This window comes from Enterobacter sp. RHBSTW-00175 (genome assembly GCF_013927005.1).
Lineage (GTDB): Bacteria > Pseudomonadota > Gammaproteobacteria > Enterobacterales > Enterobacteriaceae > Enterobacter.
In genome coordinates this window covers 2,921,774-2,942,720 of sequence record NZ_CP055930.1, presented here as the reverse complement: position 1 = coordinate 2,942,720, position 20,947 = coordinate 2,921,774, and the positions used below count along the sequence as shown (strand labels likewise).

The 20,947-nt window shown below is 54.6% G+C and carries 19 protein-coding genes; 5 read left to right on the top strand and 14 right to left on the bottom strand.

Annotation, left to right across the window (positions count from 1 at the left end):
- Positions 1-3 precede the first annotated feature (3 nt).
- Both apaG and apaH read left to right on the top strand, forming a co-directional pair.
- The gene (apaG, locus tag HV107_RS13995; protein WP_182059547.1) at positions 4-381 is read left to right on the top strand and encodes a Co2+/Mg2+ efflux protein ApaG; all 378 of its coding nucleotides are present in this window, start codon (positions 4-6) and stop codon (positions 379-381) included.
- 4 nt (positions 382-385) lie between these two features.
- Positions 386-1,234: a bis(5'-nucleosyl)-tetraphosphatase (symmetrical) ApaH gene (gene apaH, locus HV107_RS13990; RefSeq protein ID WP_182059546.1), complete on the top strand. Its 849-nt coding sequence runs from the start codon at positions 386-388 to the stop codon at positions 1,232-1,234.
- A gap of 37 nt (positions 1,235-1,271) precedes the next feature.
- Here the strand turns inward: apaH and folA are convergent, their stop codons facing one another.
- The 6 genes from folA to HV107_RS13960 all read right to left on the bottom strand — a co-directional run bounded on the left by folA (position 1,272) and on the right by HV107_RS13960 (position 7,801).
- Positions 1,272-1,751, bottom strand: coding sequence for a type 3 dihydrofolate reductase (folA, locus tag HV107_RS13985; protein ID WP_182059545.1), 480 nt, complete (start codon positions 1,749-1,751; stop codon positions 1,272-1,274).
- Positions 1,752-1,865: 114 nt separating this feature from the next.
- Positions 1,866-3,731 (bottom strand): glutathione-regulated potassium-efflux system protein KefC, encoded by a 1,866-nt coding sequence (kefC, locus tag HV107_RS13980; RefSeq protein WP_182059544.1) that lies wholly within the window; start codon positions 3,729-3,731, stop codon positions 1,866-1,868.
- The gene (gene kefF / locus HV107_RS13975) at positions 3,724-4,254 is read right to left on the bottom strand and encodes a glutathione-regulated potassium-efflux system oxidoreductase KefF (RefSeq protein WP_014068860.1); all 531 of its coding nucleotides are present in this window, start codon (positions 4,252-4,254) and stop codon (positions 3,724-3,726) included. The genes kefC and kefF overlap by 8 nt, the downstream gene beginning before the upstream one ends.
- A gap of 96 nt (positions 4,255-4,350) precedes the next feature.
- Complete coding sequence (locus HV107_RS13970) at positions 4,351-5,655, bottom strand: MFS transporter (protein ID WP_182059543.1); 1,305 nt, start codon at positions 5,653-5,655, stop codon at positions 4,351-4,353.
- Positions 5,656-5,727: 72 nt separating this feature from the next.
- Complete coding sequence (locus HV107_RS13965; RefSeq protein ID WP_182059542.1) at positions 5,728-6,675, bottom strand: 2-hydroxyacid dehydrogenase; 948 nt, start codon at positions 6,673-6,675, stop codon at positions 5,728-5,730.
- Positions 6,676-6,808: 133 nt separating this feature from the next.
- A complete protein-coding gene (locus HV107_RS13960; protein ID WP_182059541.1) occupies positions 6,809-7,801 on the bottom strand; it encodes a LacI family DNA-binding transcriptional regulator in 993 nt (330 codons plus the stop codon).
- Between the two features lie 244 nt (positions 7,802-8,045).
- Here HV107_RS13960 and idnO point away from each other — a divergent pair, with 244 nt between their 5' ends.
- From idnO to HV107_RS13945, 3 genes are read left to right on the top strand one after another with little or no spacing between them, the layout of a single operon-like run.
- Positions 8,046-8,810: a gluconate 5-dehydrogenase gene (idnO, locus tag HV107_RS13955; RefSeq protein ID WP_182059540.1), complete on the top strand. Its 765-nt coding sequence runs from the start codon at positions 8,046-8,048 to the stop codon at positions 8,808-8,810.
- Positions 8,811-8,823: 13 nt separating this feature from the next.
- On the top strand, positions 8,824-9,354 hold the full coding sequence (locus HV107_RS13950; RefSeq protein WP_182059539.1) for a gluconokinase: 531 nt from the start codon (positions 8,824-8,826) through the stop codon (positions 9,352-9,354).
- On the top strand, positions 9,351-9,818 hold the full coding sequence (locus HV107_RS13945; protein WP_182059538.1) for a YhcH/YjgK/YiaL family protein: 468 nt from the start codon (positions 9,351-9,353) through the stop codon (positions 9,816-9,818). The genes HV107_RS13950 and HV107_RS13945 overlap by 4 nt, the downstream gene beginning before the upstream one ends.
- A gap of 36 nt (positions 9,819-9,854) precedes the next feature.
- On the opposite strand, the gene HV107_RS13940 is transcribed toward HV107_RS13945, so the two are convergent.
- The 8 genes from HV107_RS13940 to ileS form a co-directional block, all read right to left on the bottom strand.
- Entirely contained in the window at positions 9,855-10,088 is a 234-nt protein-coding gene (locus tag HV107_RS13940; protein WP_182059537.1) for a YgdI/YgdR family lipoprotein, read from the bottom strand.
- 139 nt (positions 10,089-10,227) lie between these two features.
- Entirely contained in the window at positions 10,228-13,452 is a 3,225-nt protein-coding gene (gene carB, locus HV107_RS13935; protein ID WP_182059536.1) for a carbamoyl-phosphate synthase large subunit, read from the bottom strand.
- Between the two features lie 18 nt (positions 13,453-13,470).
- The gene (carA, locus tag HV107_RS13930; protein WP_182059535.1) at positions 13,471-14,619 is read right to left on the bottom strand and encodes a glutamine-hydrolyzing carbamoyl-phosphate synthase small subunit; all 1,149 of its coding nucleotides are present in this window, start codon (positions 14,617-14,619) and stop codon (positions 13,471-13,473) included.
- A gap of 454 nt (positions 14,620-15,073) precedes the next feature.
- Positions 15,074-15,895: a 4-hydroxy-tetrahydrodipicolinate reductase gene (dapB, locus tag HV107_RS13925; RefSeq protein WP_166717850.1), complete on the bottom strand. Its 822-nt coding sequence runs from the start codon at positions 15,893-15,895 to the stop codon at positions 15,074-15,076.
- 205 nt (positions 15,896-16,100) lie between these two features.
- Positions 16,101-17,051: a 4-hydroxy-3-methylbut-2-enyl diphosphate reductase gene (gene ispH / locus HV107_RS13920; RefSeq protein ID WP_182059534.1), complete on the bottom strand. Its 951-nt coding sequence runs from the start codon at positions 17,049-17,051 to the stop codon at positions 16,101-16,103.
- 1 nt (position 17,052) lies between these two features.
- Positions 17,053-17,502, bottom strand: a complete 450-nt coding sequence (gene fkpB, locus HV107_RS13915) for an FKBP-type peptidyl-prolyl cis-trans isomerase (protein ID WP_014068848.1) — start codon at positions 17,500-17,502, stop codon at positions 17,053-17,055.
- A gap of 103 nt (positions 17,503-17,605) precedes the next feature.
- A complete protein-coding gene (gene lspA / locus HV107_RS13910; RefSeq protein ID WP_182059533.1) occupies positions 17,606-18,106 on the bottom strand; it encodes a signal peptidase II in 501 nt (166 codons plus the stop codon).
- Complete coding sequence (gene ileS / locus HV107_RS13905) at positions 18,106-20,922, bottom strand: isoleucine--tRNA ligase (RefSeq protein ID WP_182059532.1); 2,817 nt, start codon at positions 20,920-20,922, stop codon at positions 18,106-18,108. Before ileS ends, lspA begins: the two co-directional genes overlap by 1 nt.
- Positions 20,923-20,947 lie beyond the last annotated feature (25 nt).

Below are 20,947 nucleotides of genomic sequence, written 5' to 3'. Positions count from 1 at the left end.
GCCATGATTGATTCGCCCCGCGTCTGTGTTCATGTACAAAGCGTCTATATCGAGTCCCAGTCCACACCGGATGAAGAGCGTTTTGTCTTTGCCTACACGGTAACCATTCGCAATCTGGGGCGGATGCCTGTGCAACTGCTTGGGCGCTACTGGCTTATCACTAACGGCAATGGCCGCAAAATCGAAGTCCAGGGCGAAGGTGTGGTGGGTGAACAACCGCACATCGATCCTGGCGAAGAGTATCAGTACACCAGTGGTGCGGTTATTGAAACACCGCTGGGTACCATGGAAGGCTATTACGAAATGGTCGACGCCGAGGGTAATGCCTTCCGCATTGCTATTCCTGTGTTCCGTCTTGCCGTTACAACACTCATTCACTAATCCAATGTCTACATATCTGATTGGCGACGTTCATGGTTGCTACGATGAACTGATCGCATTGTTAAAACAGGTCGACTTTACGCCTGGTCAGGACACACTCTGGCTAACGGGTGACCTGGTGGCACGCGGTCCTGGTTCACTTGACGTTCTGCGCTTTGTAAAATCTCTGGGCGACAATGTACGGATGGTGCTGGGCAACCATGACCTGCATCTTCTGGCGGTATATGCCGGGATCAGCCGTAATAAGCCGAAAGACAGGATTACCCCTCTGCTCGAGGCACCAGACGCCGATGACCTGATCAACTGGCTTCGTCGTCAGCCGCTGCTGCAAATCGATGAAGAGAAAAAACTGCTCATGGCGCACGCCGGGATAACCCCGCAATGGGATCTCGAAACGGCTAAAGCCTGTGCGCGCGACGTTGAAGCAGTGCTGGCAAGCGACTCGTATCCGTTCTTCCTTGATGCCATGTACGGCGATATGCCGAACCACTGGAGTGAAGATCTCAGCGGGCTGGCGCGTTTGCGTTTTATTACTAATGCCTTCACGCGTATGCGCTTCTGCTTCCCGAACGGGCAGCTGGATATGTACTCCAAAGAGACACCGGAGAGTGCGCCTGCGCCGCTCAAACCCTGGTTTGCCATTCCTGGGCCGGTAACCAACGAGTACAGCGTGGTGTTCGGGCATTGGGCTTCACTTGAGGGTAAAGGCACGCCTGAAGGCGTCTACGGTCTGGATACGGGATGTTGCTGGGGCGGGGTGTTGACCTGTTTACGCTGGGAAGATAAAGCTTACTTTGTGCAGCCATCTAACCGACAGCGTGACTTAGGGGAAGATGAGGCCGTCGCCTCCTGAGGATAATTCCCTCTCCCGGTGGGAGAGGGAAAAACACTTAACGACGTTCCAGAATTTCGAAGCAGTAGCTGTGTGAGTTCTGCGCATCAGCGTCGTGGAATTCGCTGAACACGGATTCCCACTCGTCAGGATCGTAATCCGGGAAATGCGTATCCCCTTCCACTTCCGCATCAATATGCGTCAGATACAGCTTCTGCGCTTTTGGCAGGAACTGTTCGTACACACGACCGCCACCGATAACCATGATCTCTTCGGCGTTACCGCAGGCTGCAATGGCCTCGTCTAAGGATTTCACCCATTCAACACGATCATCAGTGCCCGGCTGGCTACTGATAACGATATTCTTACGGCCAGATAATGGACGACCAATCGACTCCCAGGTCAGGCGGCCCATCACTACCGGCTTGTTTAACGTAGTACGCTTAAACCATGCGAGATCGGCAGGCAGGTTCCACGGCATGGCGTTTTCCATACCGATAACGCGGTCTACCGCCAGCGCTGCAATCAGACTGATCATTGAAAATTTCCCGGATGCAAAAAATTGCCGCCACTATACGGAAAGCTTAATCTTTCGTCGACTGGCGGCAGGGTAAAGAAACAGAAATTTTTTAATATTGCTGGCAACACCACTTCACGCTGAAGGTTTACTCTCAGGTTCGTCTTCCGGGTTACCGGTATGTTTACCCTCTTCCGTACCTTGCCAGCCATGACGCTGCACCAGCGACAGATGATTACGGTCTTCATTAATGATTTCCGTCAGCATCGCACTGGTGCGTTTAAAGACCGCCGCCCGCTCGGATGCCGTGCTGCCCGCCATTGCCACCATCTCTTCCACCATGTCGGTGTTGAAACGACGGAACAGGTCTGCACGCTCGCGGGCCTCATACGCCCCCAGTCCCAGGCTTTCCAGCGCCATTCGGCCAGATTTAAGTGCCCCTTCGAATGTTTCACGTTCCGGCGCTTCAACCCCTGCCTGGCGCAGCTGGATGTAATGATCCACATCGCGTGCACGCGAGATGATCGTCAGATTCGGGAAATGTTCTTTCACCAGCTCGACCATCTCCATGCTGGCCTGCGGATCGTCAATGGCGTTAATCAGCACTTCGGCCTTTGCCGCACCTGCGGACTCCAGCAGATCGACACGGGTCGCATCGCCGTAGAAGACTTTCATGTCGAATTTACGCAGAGTATCCACGTGGTCAGGATCGTGGTCGAGGATCACCATTTTCACCCCACTGGAAAGCAACAAACGACCGGTTATCTGCCCGAAACGCCCGAATCCGGCGATGATAACGCGCGGTTGTTCTTCATCTATTTCATCGGCTTCGCGCTCTTGCTCACTGCCTGATTTTTCCAGACGCGTCAGCACGACCAGCAGAACCGGCGTCGCCGCCATCGACAGTGCCACCGCAAGGGTTAACGCTTTCGCCCACTCCGGGTCGAGCACATTTGCCATTTGCGCGGCGCCAAAGACCACAAAGGCGAATTCACTTCCCTGCCCCAGCAGCACCGCAAACCAGCGACGCTGTTTATTCGGCACCTTCAGCGGGCGGGCAATCAGCCACAGCATCCCCATTTTGATAACCAGGAAGCCCACCAGCAGAAGGATTATCCGCAGCGGGTGCGTGGCCAGCGTGCCAAAGTCGATAGACATCCCCACGCCGATGAAAAAGAGCCCCAGTAACAGTCCTTTAAACGGCTCGATATCGCTTTCCAGTGCATGACGGTATTCAGAGCTTGCCAGCAGTACGCCCGCCAGGAATGCCCCCATCGCCATCGAGAGTCCGGCCTCTTCCAGCAGTAAACCGAAGCCAAATACCAGGAACAACGCCACGGCACTGAAGACTTCACGCAGGCCTGAACGGGCGACAAACCGCAGTAATGGACGCGTAACATAACGTCCTAACAAAATAACCAGCGCCAGCGCACCCACCACTTTTAACGCCGACAGCGCAAAGGCGCCGAGCGTCGTTGAAGACCCGCTTGCCGCCAGTAGCGGGATCATCGCAACCAACGGAATGGCGGCAATATCCTGGAACAACAGCACCGAGAACGCACTGCGGCCCATCTGAGAGACGGTCAGGTTACGTTCGTTCATCGCCTGCATGGCAATGGCAGTAGAAGAAAGCGCCAGCGTCATGCCGATAAGCTCGGCTACTTTCCAGTCCATGCCCAGCAAAATGCAGAAGCCGCCCAGCAGCACACCGCAGGCCACCATTTGTAACGCACCGCCGCCAAAGACCGAGGCGCGAAGCTTCCATAGCCGCTGGGGATCAAGCTCAAGGCCAATCACAAACAGCATCAGCACAACGCCAATCTCAGCGAAATGGAGAATCGCCTCGGCATCCGTGACCAGACGCAGGCCCCACGGCCCGATGACACACCCGGCAATCAGATAGCCAAGCACAGAACCCAGCCCCAGACGCACCGCTACCGGCACAATCAGTGCTGCCGCGCCAAGGTAAATCAGCGCCTGTATAAGCGTATGACTATCCATTGTGCGTCTCCTGCCACTCAATTAAGCGTTGTTTATAGTGACGCGCCTGCGCCTGTAACGTCTCATCGTCACACACAAAGGTGCAGTGCATCGCAAAAGGAGGCACCCAGTTGAGCCCGCAATAGAGCGCGGTTGCCTGTAAAGGCTGGGCCAGAACGTCAAATCCCGGGAAGGAGCCGATATCAAAGTGGCTTTCACCGCCGCCGGTGGTCACGGCCCACATCAGGCTTTTACCCTTCAGTGCCTTGCCGTTGTGACCATAGGCCCAGCCGTGAGAAAAGACCTTGTCGATCCACAGTTTAAGTAGCGGAGGGGTGCTGTACCACTGCATCGGATGCTGCCAGATAATCAGGTCAGCACGAGAGAGCGCCGCCTGTTCGGCGGCGATGTCGATATTAAAGTCGGGGTAGAGTTGATAAAGAGAGCGGATTTCCACTCCGTCGAGCGTCCCTGCCTGTTCAAGCATCCGTTTATTCGCATGAGAGTGCTGCGGATAAGGATGCGCATAAATTATCAGAATCATTTATTTGCCTGTCTTTACGCATATTGCCTTTCAGCAAGAGTGTAGACAGTTAATCGAACCGGTTACAATGATAACTGTTATTTATGTATCCAGCGCTCAGGCACTGCGCGGCTCTTTGCTGACGGCTTCGTCCGCCACCTGTGTGGCAAGGTCGCATTTTTTCGGCAGCAGGAAGGTCATGGTTCCGGCTATCAACAGCGATCCTGCCAGCGCGCACACGGCAACATTTTGACCATATAGATACATCATCACCCCAACCAGATACGGACCACAGAATCCCCCGAGATTCCCCAGGCCGTTGATGACCCCACGGGCGCTACCGGCCACTTCAGGTGCGGCAATCCGCCCCGGCATGGACCAGAACGGGCTGGTCGCCGCTTTCAGGAAGAACCCGCAGATAACCAGCGCGATATAGGCGGCTACCACATGCTCACGCAGCACCACAGACGCAATCAGCGCAGCAGCGAAACAGTACAGTGAGAAGCGTACCCACAGGCGGCGTTTTCCGCTGCGGTCGCTGAAAAGTGAAATAACATAAATCCCGGCAAGCGTTGCCACGAACGGCAGAACCGCAAGGAACCCCACACTCGCCATGTTGCCACCCGTCAGCCCTTTAAGGATGGTCGGTAGCCAGAGGGTATAACCGTAATCACCGGTCTGGTAGAAGAAGTTAAGAATAACCAGCTTCATCAGACCCGGGTTACGGAAGACATCCTTCACTGGTGCCTTGCTCACAGGTGCTTCGGCCAGTTTTGCCGCCCGTTCCGCCGCGAGGGTTTTCACCAGATACTCCCGTTCAGCCTGCGGTAACCAGCGTGCTTCTTCCGGGCGATCGCTAATCATAAACCACCACACTGCCAGTACTACCAGCGACAGCAGGCCTTCGATGATAAACAGCCAGCGCCAGTCGAGTGCGGCAATGATGGCGCCCGAAACGGGGGCGGTCAGCATCCCGCCCAGTGGCGCAAACATCATCACAAACGCATTGGCGCGCCCGAGCTCTTTCTCAGGGAACCAGTTACTGACCATCGTCAGCACTACAGGCAGCATCCCACCTTCAGACACACCCAAAATAAAGCGCAGTACCAGCAGCTGATATTCATGGGTGACAAAACCCGTTGCGACCGACACTATCGCCCATGCCACCAGCGACCAGGCAATAAAGCGCTTACCGCTGCCATTTACGGCAATCCGTCCCCCCGGTATTTGCAGGAATAGATAACCAATAAAAAATATACCGCTGGCAACACCCGCCATCTGGCTGGTAATACCTAAATCAGCTTCCATTCCTCCGGGCAGGGCGAAACTAATATTAACCCGATCCATAAACGAAATAATGCAGGCAATTAATACCGGCGTAATAATACGCAACCAACGGGTGCTGGGAATGTTATCGTTCATATTTCGTACTCTCTATGCAGAGGTTATTGTTGTCATTACATGAGAACCAGGTACAGAGATAAAACGTGAGTATTAATTAATCGCGTTAGGTAATTTTGTACCCGCAAAATAAGCCGTCACGTTGGCAAATACCACGTCACTCATTTTTTGGCGGGTTTCATGAGTGGCACTGGCGATATGCGGTTGCAAAACTACATTCTCTAGTGCGATCAGTTCAGCCGGGACATGCGGCTCATCTTCAAAAACATCCAGAGCAGCCCCGGCGATAACACCGTTTTGTAACGCCTTAATCAGCGCCTGCTCATCCACCAGCGAGCCACGAGCGATGTTGATCAACCATGCGTGTGTCGGCATCACATTCAGTACCGGGGCATCGATGATCCCCCGGTTAGCCTCGCCACCGGATGCGGCAATCACCAGGAAGTCGCTCTGATGCGCCAGGGTATGCAGGTCCGCGCACCACTGATACCCAAGCCCCTCGACAGGTTTACGGTCGTGGTACAGCACCTGCATATCAAAACCCGCGGCACGGCGGGCAATGGCCTGGCCGATATTCCCCATCCCCAGCAGGCCAATCCGCTTGCCACTCACCTGGGTTGCCAGCGGCAGGCCACCGTTAAGCCAGCGCCCTTCCCGGACAAAACGATCGCCCTGGCACAGCCGGCGTGCGCCACTGAGCAACAGCCCCATTGCCAGATCGGCGACATCATTAGTTAACACGCCAGACGTTATCGAGACGGCAATCTGGCGGGAGCGCACATAGTCCAGATCCACCGCATCGGTCCCCACGCCAAAGATAGCCACCAGCCCCACGTGCGGCAGCAGCTCCAGAACGCTGTTTTGCACCCCCACGTCGCCCCGCGTAACCACGGCGGCAATGTTCTCCCCCTGTTCACGCAGAAACGCGATGGGATCATCTTGTTCATACAGGCGAAACAGCGGGAACTCAGCGGCAAGCAGGGCTTGCAGGCTATCAATAACGGGAGCCACCAGAAGGACGGCGCGAGAAAGAGTATTCATGGGATCACCTGTTTGAAGTTCATAACGACAGTGGTCACTATCAAACGGGTTTTTTGTAGGGTTTTTTGCGATCTTCGTCACGCTGAATCGTGTTAAAAAGCGCTGTTACAGGCTCCGTGATCGGTAAGACAAATTAGATGGTTTCGCCCATCGACAGGCGGTAGTGCAGATCGACCTTCTCGATAGTCGGTAGCCCTTTGATTTTCTTGATCAGGATTTCAGTGGCGACTTTGCCCATTTCAGCGCGCGGCGTCAGCACGCTTGCCAGACGCGGGGAGACAACCTGGCCTATCTCCAGCCCGTGAAAACCGGCGATTGCCAGCGTCTGCGGGACGCGAATACCCGATGCCAGGCACTCCTGTAACACGCCAACGGCGAGGTCGTCGTTGGTACACAGAATACCGTCCATATCGGCGTACATCTGGCGCGCCAGCGTCATCATGCCCGTCCCGATAGAGACAGACGAAACCTTGTTGGGCGCAATGCGCCCTACCCTCAGGCCTGCCGCTTCCATCGCCTCGCAATACCCCGCGTAACGCTGTTCATCACGAACGTCCGACATCGATCCAAAATAGACGATGTGCCGCTTTCCGCTTGCCAGCAGCATGTTGGTCATATCCAGGCCCGCTTTGAAATTGTCAAAACCCACGTTGATGCGCCCGGGGTTTTCCGACAGACCCATCACTTCCGCAACGGGGATTTTCGCGGCGTTGAGGTACTTTTCTGCCCGCAGGGTATGCACTGACTCGGTCAATAACAGGCCTTTGACATTAAACGCCAGCACTGCCGCGATCTGCTCTTCTTCACGCTGGCGGTCGTAGTCGTAGTTCACCACCAGCGTCTGATAGCCGTGCGCCGCCGTAACCGACTCAATACCGGCTAACAGATCGGCAAATATTTGATTATGGAAAGAAGGAATGAGTACGCCAATGCGCGGCACCACGGTACTGCTCATGGCAGGATTATCCGGATCTGGCTCGTAACCAATTTCGGCAATCACGCTGGCAATACGCTCGGCGGTTTCGGGTTTCACTTTATCTGGCGTGCGTAAATAGCGGCTGACGGTCATCTTCGTTACGCCAGCCAGCTCAGCGATATCATTAAGCGTAATACGTTGTGCCTTCATCAGTTAACCCGTCAATAACCGCTACCACATCAGGCCATTATGCCTGCCAGAGCAGGAAAAGAGAATCGCGCGAGGCTGCTATCACCCTCTCCTGGCGCGGGATTTACCGCCCCGCCTCACGTTTAACGTAACCCCTTTTCGTAACACGATTTGAAGTGATCTTCATCACAGTTTCACCTGCCGAAAATCCGTGAGATAGAACCCACAACGTTTTCCGTTTTCAGCCGTTAATCAGGATATAAAGATGAAAGATCTTTTCAGCTTACAAGGTAAACGCATTTTAATTACAGGCGCAGGTCAGGGAATTGGCTTTGTGATGGCTCAGGGCCTGGCGCAATATGGCGCAGAAATTATCATTAATGATATTTCTGAAACCCGGGCGAACGATGCGGTCATGAAATTACGCGATGAAGGCGCGACGGCATATCCTGCCGTATTTAATGTCACGGATGCGGACTGCGTAGAAAATGCCATTAGCCAGATTGAAAAAGAAATAGGTGCCATCGACGTATTATTTAATAACGCCGGTATTCAGCGCCGCCATCCTTTTACTGAATTCCCGGTTCAGGAATGGAATGACGTTATTTCCGTGAATCAGACGGCGGTATTTTTAGTGTCGCAGGCCGTTGCTAAACGGATGATCACCCGCCAGCAGGGCAAAATCGTCAACATCTGCTCCATGCAAAGTGAGCTGGGTCGCGACACCATCACCCCTTACGCCGCTGCTAAAGGGGCGGTCAAAATGCTGACGCGCGGTATGTGCGTTGAGCTGGCGCGCCATAACATTCAGGTTAACGGTATCGCGCCAGGCTACTTCAAAACGGCGATGACGCAGACGCTGGTCGATGATAAAGCTTTTACCGACTGGCTGTGCAAACGCACTCCGGCGGCGCGCTGGGGCAATCCGCAGGAGCTGGTTGGCGCAGCGGTGTTTCTCTCTTCCAGTGCCTCTAACTTCGTCAACGGCCATCTGTTGTTCGTAGATGGCGGCATGTTGGTAGCAGTGTGAATCCGGAGGTGCTATGACAGGGCAATGTATCATCCTGATGGGGGTGTCAGGCACCGGGAAAACAACGGTCGGACACGCTATCGCGCAGCAGATGGGGGCAAAATTCATCGATGGCGATGACCTTCACCCACGGCAGAATATTGTCAAAATGGCGGCCAGTCAGCCGCTTGATGATAACGATCGTCAGCCGTGGCTGGAGCGTATTTCTGACGTTATTTTTAGCCTTGAGCAGAAGAATGAATCCGGCGTGCTGGTCTGTTCCGCGCTCAAAAAGCGCTATCGCGACCAACTGCGTAAAGGAAGCAACAAAGTTCGCTTTCTCTGGCTGACGGGCGATTACGGCTGCATTCTGGCCCGCATGCAGCAACGCAAAGGGCATTTTATGCCAGAAGCATTACTGCGCAGCCAGTTTGCCGCGCTGGAAGCCCCCGACAGCAGCGAAACCGATATTGTCGCCATTGATATCGCCCCGACGGTGGAACAGATCGTGGCGAACGCCTTAACGTTACTCGAACAAGCGCACTCCAGGGAGGTGCTGGCATGATTATCGATACCTTAGCCGCAGCGGCTAAAAATGCACTCTATCCGCCGGTTATCCGTACCGCGTTACAGGCAGTTATCGCTCAGGATCCGCGCAGCCTGCCTGCGGGTAAATATACCGTTGATGGCGATAATATCTTTTTTACCGTCGTCGAAGGCGAAACGCGCCCGCTGGCCGAACAGCGCCCGGAGTACCATCATCAGTACATTGATATTCATATCGTTCTGACAGGGGAAGAGATTATTGGCGCAGGTAATAAGGGACTGACCATCACATCCGATGGCCCGTTTAGTACGGCTCACGACATTGGTTTTTGCGAACACATCAGCAGTGAATCGCTGATCCATCTCCATCCTTTTGAGCTGGCTATCCTGTTCCCGGGCGAGTTACACCGTCCGATGAGTGCCCTTGATGCTGGCGCACCGCTGCGCAAGATTGTTGTCAAAATCAATAACGACCTGCTCTAAAGCACAACGCTGGCCCTCACGGGCCAGCGTCATCAATCAGTTATCCAGCTCATCCATCGACTTCACCTGGTCACGATTAATCTGCTCCGTTTTACCGGTTTCAGCATTTTTGTAAGACACCATACCGGTATCTTCATCGACCTGCGGTTTCCCGTCAGTGACGATGGTTTTGCCATCGGTGGTTTTTAATGCCTGATTAGAGGAACAGCCCGCGACGGTGAACAGCGCTGCGGCAGCAAAGACAGAAGTGATAAGTAATTTATTTTGCATGGTGTTTTCCCCTGCATTCAGTTGGATTTCGTTATCGACCTAACCATTTTAGGCTAACTGACTGAAAGAGGATGGAAAACCAGAAGGTTCTGAAGGTGGGGATAATGCCCGGCCGCGGAATGCCGCCGGGCATTTTTACTTACTTGTTAATCTGCGCGTGCATTTCCTGCACCGAAATCACCTTCTCGGTCGCATCCGCGTTCAGCGCCATAGCTGTTGCGAAACCGCCGTTCAGGGTGGTGTCGTAGTGCACCTTGTATTGCAGCGCGCTGCGGCGAATCAGCTTAGAGTCTTCAATCGCCTGGCGGCCCGCCGTGGTGTTGATGATGTAGGTGTATTCGCCATTCTTGATACGGTCCTGAATGTGCGGACGACCTTCATGCACCTTGTTCACCAGACGTGGATTGATACCCGCTTCACCCAGCACAATCGCCGTGCCGTGGGTTGCATCCAGCTCGAAGCCCTGTTTCAGCAGCTTGGCGGCCAGGTCAACCACGCGCTCTTTATCACCTTCGCGCACAGAGAGCAGCGCACGGCCTGATTTTCTCATGGTGGAGCTACTGCCCAGTTGCGCTTTCGCGAACGCTTCTGCGAAGGTGCGGCCCACGCCCATCACTTCCCCGGTAGAGCGCATTTCTGGCCCTAACAGTGGGTCAACGCCCGGGAATTTGTTGAACGGCAGTACCACTTCTTTCACCGAGTAGTACGGTGGGATGATTTCTTTGGTCACGCCCTGCTGAGCCAGCGTCTGGCCTGCCATCACGCGCGCCGCCACTTTCGCCAGCGGAACGCCGGTCGCTTTGGAGACGAACGGTACGGTACGTGCCGCACGCGGGTTCACTTCAATCAGGTACACTTCGTTGTTTTTTACAGCGAACTGGACGTTCATCAGACCACGAACCTGCAACTCGAAGGCCAGTTTCTGCACCTGCTGGCGCATCACGTCCTGAATTTCCTGGCTCAGCGTATACGCTGGCAGAGAACATGCAGAGTCACCGGAGTGCACGCCCGCCTGTTCGATGTGCTCCATGATGCCGCCAATCAGCACCATTTCGCCGTCGCAGATGGCGTCCACGTCCACTTCTACAGCATCGTCCAGGAAGCGGTCGAGCAGCACTGGCGCATCGTTAGAGACGCTTACCGCAGTCTGGAAGTAGCGACGCAGGTCGGCTTCGTCGTAGACGATTTCCATTGCGCGGCCACCGAGTACGTAGGAAGGACGCACCACCAGCGGATAACCGATATCTTTTGCCTTCTCAACGGCCATCTCAATCGCGGTGACGGTGGCGTTTGCCGGTTGTTTCAGCTTCAGACGGTCAACCGCCTGCTGGAAACGCTCACGGTCTTCGGCACGGTCAATCGCATCCGGGCTTGTCCCGATAACCGGTACACCGGCTGCTTCCAGCGCACGCGCCAGTTTCAGCGGGGTCTGGCCGCCGTACTGCACGATGACGCCTTTCGGCTTCTCGATACGTACGATTTCCAGCACGTCTTCCAGCGTTACCGGCTCAAAGTACAGACGGTCAGAAGTGTCGTAGTCAGTCGATACGGTTTCTGGGTTACAGTTAACCATGATGGTTTCGTAACCGTCTTCACGCAGCGCCAGAGAGGCGTGTACGCAGCAGTAATCGAATTCGATGCCCTGGCCGATACGGTTTGGCCCGCCGCCCAGTACCATAATCTTGTCGCGGTCGACAGACGGGTTCGCTTCGCACTCATCTTCATACGTGGAGTACATGTACGCGGTGTCGGTCGCAAACTCTGCTGCACAGGTATCTACACGTTTGTAAACCGGGTGCAGGTTGTACTGGTCACGCAGCTTGCGGATTTCCGCTTCGCGTACGCCCGCCAGTTTTGCCAGACGCGCATCGGCAAAACCTTTACGCTTCAGCACGCGCAGGAAATCAGCGTCAAGGCCGGTGATGCCCAGCTCCGCCACTTGCTCTTCCAGACGAACCAGCTCTTCAATCTGCACCAGGAACCAGCGGTCGATGTTGGTCAGGTTGAACACGCCATCTACGGACAGACCAGCACGGAAGGCATCGGCGATGTACCAGATACGCTCTGCGCCTGCATCTTTCAGCTCGCGGCGAATTTTGGTCAGCGCTTCCGGGTCATCCAGGCTCACTTTCGGGTCAAAACCGGTCGCGCCCACTTCCAGGCCACGCAGCGCTTTCTGCATGGATTCCTGCTGGGTGCGGCCAATTGCCATCACTTCGCCCACGGATTTCATCTGAGTTGTCAGACGGTCGTTTGCGCCAGCAAATTTCTCGAAGTTGAAGCGAGGGATTTTCGTCACAACGTAGTCGATAGACGGTTCGAAGGACGCAGGGGTGCGGCCGCCGGTGATGTCGTTCATCAGCTCGTCGAGGGTGTAACCCACCGCCAGTTTCGCGGCGATTTTGGCAATCGGGAAGCCGGTTGCTTTTGAAGCCAGCGCTGAGGAACGGGATACACGCGGGTTCATTTCGATAACAATCAGGCGGCCGGTTTTCGGGTTCACCGAGAACTGAACGTTAGAACCACCGGTTTCAACGCCGATTTCACGCAGTACCGCCATCGAGGCGTTACGCATGATTTGATACTCTTTATCGGTCAGCGTCTGGGCTGGCGCTACGGTGATAGAGTCACCGGTGTGAATACCCATCGCATCGAAGTTTTCGATGGAGCAGACGATGATGCAGTTGTCGTTTTTATCACGCACCACTTCCATCTCGTACTCTTTCCAGCCAATCAGCGATTCATCAATCAGCAGCTCTTTGGTTGGGGAGAGGTCCAGACCACGTTCGCAAATCTCTTCGAACTCTTCACGGTTGTAAGCGATACCGCCGCCGGTGCCGCCCATGGTGAAGGAAGGACGGATGATGCACGGATAACCTACGTCGGCCGCAACAGCCAGCGCTTCTTCCATATTGTGTGCAATACCGGAACGCGCGGTGTCGAGGCCGATTTTTTTCATCGCCACGTCGAAGCGACGACGGTCTTCTGCTTTATCAATCGCATCGGCGGTGGCACCAATCATGGTCACACCAAACTCTGCCAGCACGCCCTGACGCTCAAGCTCCAGCGCACAGTTCAGTGCAGTCTGGCCGCCCATCGTTGGCAGCACCGCATCCGGGCGCTCTTTTTCGATGATTTTGCGAACCACTTCCCAGTGAATCGGCTCGATGTAAGTTGCATCAGCCATTTCCGGGTCGGTCATGATGGTTGCCGGGTTAGAGTTCACCAGAATGACGCGGTAGCCCTCTTCACGCAGCGCTTTACACGCCTGCGCACCGGAGTAGTCGAATTCACAGGCCTGGCCGATAACGATCGGGCCAGCGCCAAGGATCAGGATGCTTTTTATGTCTGTACGTTTTGGCATTGTCTTCTCGGCTCCTGATTATTTAGCGGTCTTACGGTAAAGCTCAATAAGTTCGATGAAGTGATCGAACAGCGGCGCAGCATCGTGCGGGCCAGGGCTGGCTTCCGGGTGACCCTGGAAGCTAAACGCAGGCTTATCGGTACGGTGGATACCTTGCAGGGTGCCATCGAACAGCGATTTGTGCGTTACGCGAAGGCTGGCAGGCATGGAAGCCTCATCCACCGCGAAGCCGTGATTCTGCGCCGTAATCATTACGGTGTTGTTGTCGATATCTTTCACCGGGTGGTTACCACCGTGGTGACCGAACTTCATCTTAACGGTGTTCGCACCGCTCGCCAGTGCCAGCAGCTGATGGCCGAGGCAGATGCCGAAGACCGGGATATCGGTTTCCAGGAAGGACTTAATCGCGTCGATAGCGTAATCGCACGGCGCCGGATCACCTGGGCCGTTTGAGAGGAAGATGCCGTCCGGGTTCATCTTCAACACGTCTTCAGCCGAGGTTTTCGCCGGAACCACGGTCAGGCGGCAGCCACGGTCAACCAACATGCGCAGGATATTGCGCTTGGCACCGAAATCGTATGCAACAACGTGGAACGGCAGCTCGCTTTCTGATTTCGCTTCCGGCAGGTCGCCTTCCAGCATCCAGCTCCCCTGCGTCCAGCTGTAGGCTTCGGCTGTCGTCACTTCTTTCGCCAGGTCCATACCGTTCAGACCCGGGAAGGCTTTCGCTTTTTCAAGCGCCAGTACCGCATCCAGGTTATCACCTGCGATGATGCAGCCGTTCTGTGCACCCTTCTCGCGCAGCAGACGCGTTAACTTACGGGTATCGATATCGGCAATCGCCACGATGTTATGGCGTTTCAGGTAAGAAGAGAGGTCTTCAGTATTGCGGAAGTTGCTGGCAATCAGCGGCAGGTCACGAATGACCAGGCCTTGCGCATGTACCTGAGAGGATTCTTCGTCAGCAGCATTGGTGCCGACATTGCCGATATGAGGATAAGTAAGAGTAACGATTTGGCGAGAATAGGAAGGATCAGTGAGGATTTCTTGATAACCGGTCATTGAAGTATTGAAAACGACTTCCCCAACCGCCGAACCCGTTGCCCCTATGGCCCGACCGATAAACTGGGTTCCGTCTTCCAGAACCAATAGCGCTGACTTAATCAAAACACCCTCCAGAGAATATTCACTCACTTTATTTGCATATTAATTCATAACCACGTCATGAAGCAATGCAAATGTGTTGCCAGCGGATTTTTGGCAAACGGCGGCATTTTGGGTATTCAGAGGGTGAAAGTCAACTTAAAACGGATATTTTGTTTATTCTTTTGCAAGCCTGGTGGCGGGAATGTGCTTTAAGCGACAAAAAGATCAAGTAAATCACATCGGAAAACGCTTGCGCGGCAAGTTTAATGGAAATCTGCGTCCTGACACAATAAAAAGTAGACCGGATGGTCAAAATTTACATTACCGCAACACAAAACCAGAGGAAGACTGCAATATTTAAGCGCTTTGACAGTAAAAACATGAAAGATAGATAAAATAAAAGGGCAATAAATTATTGCCCTATGCAATCAATACATTACGACTGCAATAACCACATCACGATGGGTAATAAATCTTACAAATTGTTAAGATCGAGCACATCTCTCATATCAAAAAGACCATTATCCTTGCCTTTTAACCACAAAGCAGAACGCACGGCACCATTTGCAAAGGTCATACGGCTGGAGGCTTTATGCGTAATCTCCACACGTTCGCCAATATCGGCGAACATCGCTGTATGTTCGCCGACGATGTCGCCTGCACGGACGGTTGCAAAACCAATCGTGCCCGGAACACGTTCGCCGGTGTGACCTTCGCGGGTATACACCGCGCAGTCTTTCAAATCTTTATCCAGTGCATGAGCAATCGCTTCGCCCATCGCCAGCGCCGTGCCCGATGGCGCATCGACTTTATAGCGGTGGTGAGCTTCGACAATCTCAATGTCGGTGTAGTCACCCATCACTTTCGCGGCCTTCTCCAGCAGCTTCAGCATGACGTTTACGCCCACGCTGAAGTTAGCGGCGAAGACAATCGCAATCTCATTTGACGCATCCTGGATGGCCTGTTTACCGGCATCATCAAAACCGGTGGTACCAATCACCATGCCTTTACCGTGCTGGCGGCAAAACGCCAGGTGGTTCAGCGTCCCTTCCGGGCGCGTGAAATCGATGAACACATCAAAGTCATCTTTTACGGCATCCAGGCTGCTCTGTACGCTAACGCCCGTCTTGCCTGCGCCTGCCAGCTCACCGGCATCGGTTCCCAGAAGCGATGAACCTTCACGCTCCAGCGCCGCGCCAAGTGCCACGCCATCCATCTGTAGTGCCGCCTGAATCAGCTGGCGACCCATACGTCCACCCGCGCCCGCAATAGCGACACGGATCTGTGCATCATGCATAGTTATTCTCTTACGTTAAAATGATGTAAACCGTTTTCAGATTAACCAGCCTGAGTGAAGGCTGCCAACTGAAAACACCGATAATTAGAATTTAACGTGAAACCGACTTAAATATCAGTAAAAGACATGATTAAGTCATCACGATAAAAGATTGGCAAAAAAAAAGGCCAGCACAGGAGGTGCTGGCCTTTTATCTGAAAAGGGATTATTCCACTTCGCGTGCATCGATACGCAGTTCTTTCGGGACTTCGAAAACGATGTTCTCTTCGCGTCCTTCCAGCGGTATCGCTTCGCCACCACCCAGCTCCTGCAAGCGGGCAATCACGTTCTGAACCAGAATATCCGGTGCAGATGCCCCGGCAGTGACGCCGACGCAGGCGGCGCTTTTAACCCACGCTTCCTGAATGTCCGTTGCATCATCAATCAGGAATGCCGCTTTCCCCATACGCTGCGCAAGCTCAGCCAGACGGTTGGAGTTAGAAGAGTTCTTCGAGCCAACAACCAGCACTACATCCGCCTGTTCAGCCAGGGCGCGTACGGCTTCCTGACGGTTAGTGGTGGCGTAGCAGATATCATCTTTACGCGGCCCAACGATTTTCGGGAAACGCTGACGAAGCGCATCAATCACATCAGAGGTGTCATCCACAGAGAGCGTAGTCTGGGTCATAAACGATAGACGGGCTTCGTTTTTCACATCCAGGGTAAACACATCTTCCGGTGATTCGACCAGGTACATGCCCCCTTCCGGGTTGCTGTACTGCCCCATGGTGCCTTCGACTTCCGGATGGCCTGCATGGCCAATCAGGATCGACTCTTCACCGCGACGGCTGGCGCGTGCCACTTCCATATGCACTTTCGTCACTAACGGACAAGTGGCATCGAAGACGGTTAAATCACGGCTTTTCGCTTCGTTACGTACCGCCTGAGACACCCCATGCGCAGAGAAAATCAGGATCGCGCCGTCCGGCACTTCACTGATCTGTTCAATAAAGATAGCGCCACGCTCGCGCAGGCTATCCACCACGTAACGGTTGTGCACCACTTCATGACGCACATAAATTGGCGCGCCGTAGATTTCCAGCGCGTTTTCAACAATGCTGATAGCGCGGTCTACACCGGCGCAAAAGCCGCGCGGGTTAGCCAACAGGATCTGCATTTCAGGCCTCCAGTGCCGGATCAATCTCCAGCACTTCAATATCAAAATGGACGGTACGCCCGGCAAGCGGATGGTTGAAATCTACGGTGATGGAGTCGCCGTTAATTTCGCGGATCACGCCAGGCATTTCGCTGCCATCCATAGCGGTAAAGAGCATAATCGCCCCGATCTCAGGCTCACCCGCATCCATGAACTCACGACGCGAGAAATACTGAATCAGGTCCGGGCTTGGCACACCAAACGCCGCATCTGGCTCCAGCGCAAACGCCTTTTTCTCGCCCTCTTTCAGACCCAGAAGCTGTTGTTCAAGACCTTCGGAGAGTGTGGTATCACCCAGACGGAACAGGGCTGGTTTACCATTGTTGCGGGTGGATTCAGCCGTGGAACCATCATCCAGTTTCAGCGTGAAGTGAACGAGGACTGCGCTGTTGCTCTGTACGGATTTAGACATGCAAATTGCTCGCTTGTTTTTGGTGCCTGTTGCCCGGTGGCGCTGCGCTTACCGGGCCTACATTACCGTAGGCCGGTGCAAGCGAAGCGCCGCCCGGCGGGGTTTAAGCCTGCTTCTTCGCGGCTGCGTTCGGCAAGAAGCCTTCCAGCACGATTAACGCCGCACCGATACAAATTGCGCTATCGGCCAGATTAAAGGTTGCGAAGTGCCAGTCGCCGACGTAGAAGTCGATCATATCGACCACAAAGCCGTGCCACAGGCGATCAAACAGGTTACCTAACGCGCCACCAATGATCAGCGCGTAGGCGATGTTATTCAGTTTTTGCGTTGCCTTCGAACGGTACATCAGCACCGCCAGAATCACGCAGATACCGATAGCGATACCCGCGAAGAACCAGCGCTGCCAGCCACCGCTGTCAGCAAGGAAACTAAACGCCGCGCCGTAGTTACGCGCGTAATGCAGATTAAGGGACGGGAACAGCGACACCGTATCCCCCAGAGCAAAGTTCTGGAGGATCAGGAACTTGCTGCCCAGATCAATAATCAGCACGACCACAACCAGCCACAGCCAGCGCAGTCCTGTTGAACAGAGAGATTTACTCATCAGGCAAACTTACGTTTCTCGCCGTCACCGGCGACGTTGCTTACACAGCGTCCGCAGATCTCTGCGTGTTCCGCCACCTGGCCGACATCAGTGGTGTAATGCCAGCAACGCGGGCATTTATCACCTTCGGCTTTGCTCAGTGCGACTTTCAGCCCTTTGAGCAGTTCGCTCTGCTGGGCATCAGCAGAAGCGTCGGCATAATCCGCAACTTTCGCACCCGAGGTCAACAGGACAAATCGCAATTCATCGCCCAGCGCCGTCAGTTTCGCCGCCAGCTCAGGTTCTGCGTACAGGGTCACTGCTGCTTCCAGAGAGCCACCGACTTTCTTGTCAGCACGCGCCTGCTCGATAACCTTGTTCACTTCGCCACGCACTTTCAGCAGCTCGTCCCAGAAGGCATCGTTCATTGCTTCAGTAGCGGAGAGATCGAACAGACCTTCGTACCACTCGCCGGTGAAGACATACTTCTCACGGTCGCCTGGCAGGTAGCCCCAGATTTCATCTGCGGTGAAGGACATGATCGGCGCCATCCAGCGCACCAGCGCTTCTGCGATGTGATACAGCGCAGTCTGGCAGCTACGACGCGCAACGCTGTCTGCTTTCGCGGTGTACTGACGGTCTTTGATGATGTCGAGGTAGAACGAGCCCATTTCGATGGAGCAGAAACGCATCAGGCGCTGCACCACTTCGTGGAAGTCGTAAGACTCATAGGCTTTCAGGATATCGTCCTGTGCCGCTTTCGCGCAGCCTACCGCCCAGCGATCCAGAACGACCATCTCTTCCGGTTTCACCATGTCTTTCACTGGATCAAAACCATTCAGGTTCGCCAGCAGGAAGCGCGCGGTGTTACGGATACGACGATAGCTGTCGGCTGCGCGTTTGAGGATCTCGTCAGACACCGCCATTTCGCCGGTGTAATCGGTAGATGCCACCCACAGACGCAGAATGTCCGCACCCAGTTTGTTCATCACATCCTGAGGAGAAACGGTGTTACCGATAGATTTGGACATCTTGCGTCCCTGACCATCCACGGTGAAGCCGTGGGTCAGTACCTGACGGTATGGCGCTTTGCCTTTCATGGCGGTGGAGATCATCAGAGATGACATGAACCAGCCACGGTGCTGGTCAGAACCTTCCAGATACATGTCGGCAGCGTGACCGGTAAATTCCGGGCGCACGTCAACGACGGAAGAGTGGGTAGAACCGGAGTCGAACCACACGTCCAGGGTATCTGGCACTTTCTCGTAGTTGTCAGCGTCTGCGCCCAGGATGTCGCGGGAGTCGAGATCCCACCACGCCTGAATGCCGTCAGCTTCAACACGCTTCGCCACTTCTTCCATCAGTTCCAGAGTGTTCGGGTGCAGCTCTTGCGTCTCTTTATGCACGAACAGAGACATCGGCACGCCCCAGGTACGCTGACGGGAGATACACCAGTCAGGACGGTTAGCCACCATGGATTCGATACGCGCCTGACCCCAGTCCGGGATCCACTGCACGCCTTTGATCTCTTGCAGGGACTGCGCACGCAGGCCTTTCTGATCCATGCTGACGAACCACTGTGGGGTCGCACGGAAGATGATTGGTGACTTGTGACGCCAGCAGCATGGATAGCTGTGCTGCATTTTCTCTACGTGCAGCAGCGCGCCGCGGTCACGCAGCATATCAACGATGATGTCGTTCGCTTTGAAGACGTTAATACCGTCCAGCGCCGGGTAGGTGCCAGGCAGGTATGAGCCGTCCGGGCCAACCGGGTTAGCGATTTCAAGACCGTATTTCAGGCTGATATTGTAATCGTCCGGGCCGTGGCCACCGGCGGTATGCACCGCACCGGTACCCGCTTCCAGCGTGACGTGGTCGCCCAGGATAGCCGGAACGTCGAAGTCGAGGAACGGATGTTTGAAGCGCATCAGTTCCAGCGCGTCGCCTTTCACGGTGCCCAGCACGGTGTAGTCGGTGATGTGCGCGCGTTTCAGCACGCTTTCAACCAGATCTTTCGCCAGGATAACCGCCTGACCTTCAACCTGCACCAGCGCATACTCGAACTCGCCAGACAGGGAGATCGCACGGTTGGCAGGCAGGGTCCACGGGGTGGTAGTCCAGATAACCAGCGATACTGGGCCGTTTACAGAAGTCACGCCAAATTTGGCTTTCACCGCTTCCTGATCGACGGCATGGAACGCCACGTCGATAGACGGAGAGGTTTTGTCGTAATACTCAACTTCCGCTTCTGCCAGCGCAGAACGGCAGTCAACGCACCAGTGCACCGGCTTCGCGCCTTTGTGCAGGTGGCCGTTGCCGATGATTTTGCCCAGCGCGCGGATGATGTTGGCTTCGGTTTTGAAGTCCATGGTCAGATACGGGTGCGACCAGTCGCCCAGCACGCCCAGACGGATGAAGTCAGCACGCTGGCCGTCAACCTGAGTGGCAGCGTATTCGCGGCATTTCGCGCGGAATTCTGCGGCGGTGAACTTCTCGCCCGGCTTACCGAATTCCTGCTCCACTTTCAGCTCGATTGGCAGACCGTGGCAATCCCAGCCCGGAACGTAAGGCGAGTCAAAACCCGTGAGGCCTTTGGACTTCACGATAATGTCTTTCAGAATCTTGTTTACAGAGTGACCAATATGAATGCTGCCATTCGCATATGGAGGGCCATCATGCAGAATGAAGGTTTTTTTGCCTTTTTTGGCTGCACGAATGATGCCGTACAGGTCATCATCGGTCCAACGCGCCAGCATTCCCGGTTCACGCTTGGCGAGATCGCCGCGCATCGGGAACCCTGTTTCCGGCAAATTCAGGGTTGATTTATAGTCACTCATCAGATTCTCGGTTCCGTATTTATCA

Excerpts from the sequence above, each read along its gene's own strand:
- apaG (WP_182059547.1), top strand. The coding sequence starts at position 4 with ATGATTGATTCGCCCCGCGTCTGTGTTCATGTACAAAGCGTCTATATC.
- apaH (WP_182059546.1), top strand. The coding sequence starts at position 386 with ATGTCTACATATCTGATTGGCGACGTTCATGGTTGCTACGATGAACTG.
- folA (WP_182059545.1), bottom strand. The coding sequence starts at position 1,751 with ATGATCAGTCTGATTGCAGCGCTGGCGGTAGACCGCGTTATCGGTATG.
- kefC (WP_182059544.1), bottom strand. The coding sequence starts at position 3,731 with ATGGATAGTCATACGCTTATACAGGCGCTGATTTACCTTGGCGCGGCA.
- kefF (WP_014068860.1), bottom strand. The coding sequence starts at position 4,254 with ATGATTCTGATAATTTATGCGCATCCTTATCCGCAGCACTCTCATGCG.
- HV107_RS13970 (WP_182059543.1), bottom strand. The coding sequence starts at position 5,655 with ATGAACGATAACATTCCCAGCACCCGTTGGTTGCGTATTATTACGCCG.
- HV107_RS13965 (WP_182059542.1), bottom strand. The coding sequence starts at position 6,675 with ATGAATACTCTTTCTCGCGCCGTCCTTCTGGTGGCTCCCGTTATTGAT.
- HV107_RS13960 (WP_182059541.1), bottom strand. The coding sequence starts at position 7,801 with ATGAAGGCACAACGTATTACGCTTAATGATATCGCTGAGCTGGCTGGC.
- idnO (WP_182059540.1), top strand. The coding sequence starts at position 8,046 with ATGAAAGATCTTTTCAGCTTACAAGGTAAACGCATTTTAATTACAGGC.
- HV107_RS13950 (WP_182059539.1), top strand. The coding sequence starts at position 8,824 with ATGACAGGGCAATGTATCATCCTGATGGGGGTGTCAGGCACCGGGAAA.
- HV107_RS13945 (WP_182059538.1), top strand. The coding sequence starts at position 9,351 with ATGATTATCGATACCTTAGCCGCAGCGGCTAAAAATGCACTCTATCCG.
- HV107_RS13940 (WP_182059537.1), bottom strand. The coding sequence starts at position 10,088 with ATGCAAAATAAATTACTTATCACTTCTGTCTTTGCTGCCGCAGCGCTG.
- carB (WP_182059536.1), bottom strand. The coding sequence starts at position 13,452 with ATGCCAAAACGTACAGACATAAAAAGCATCCTGATCCTTGGCGCTGGC.
- dapB (WP_166717850.1), bottom strand. The coding sequence starts at position 15,895 with ATGCATGATGCACAGATCCGTGTCGCTATTGCGGGCGCGGGTGGACGT.
- ispH (WP_182059534.1), bottom strand. The coding sequence starts at position 17,051 with ATGCAGATCCTGTTGGCTAACCCGCGCGGCTTTTGCGCCGGTGTAGAC.
- fkpB (WP_014068848.1), bottom strand. The coding sequence starts at position 17,502 with ATGTCTAAATCCGTACAGAGCAACAGCGCAGTCCTCGTTCACTTCACG.
- lspA (WP_182059533.1), bottom strand. The coding sequence starts at position 18,106 with ATGAGTAAATCTCTCTGTTCAACAGGACTGCGCTGGCTGTGGCTGGTT.
- ileS (WP_182059532.1), bottom strand. The coding sequence starts at position 20,922 with ATGAGTGACTATAAATCAACCCTGAATTTGCCGGAAACAGGGTTCCCG.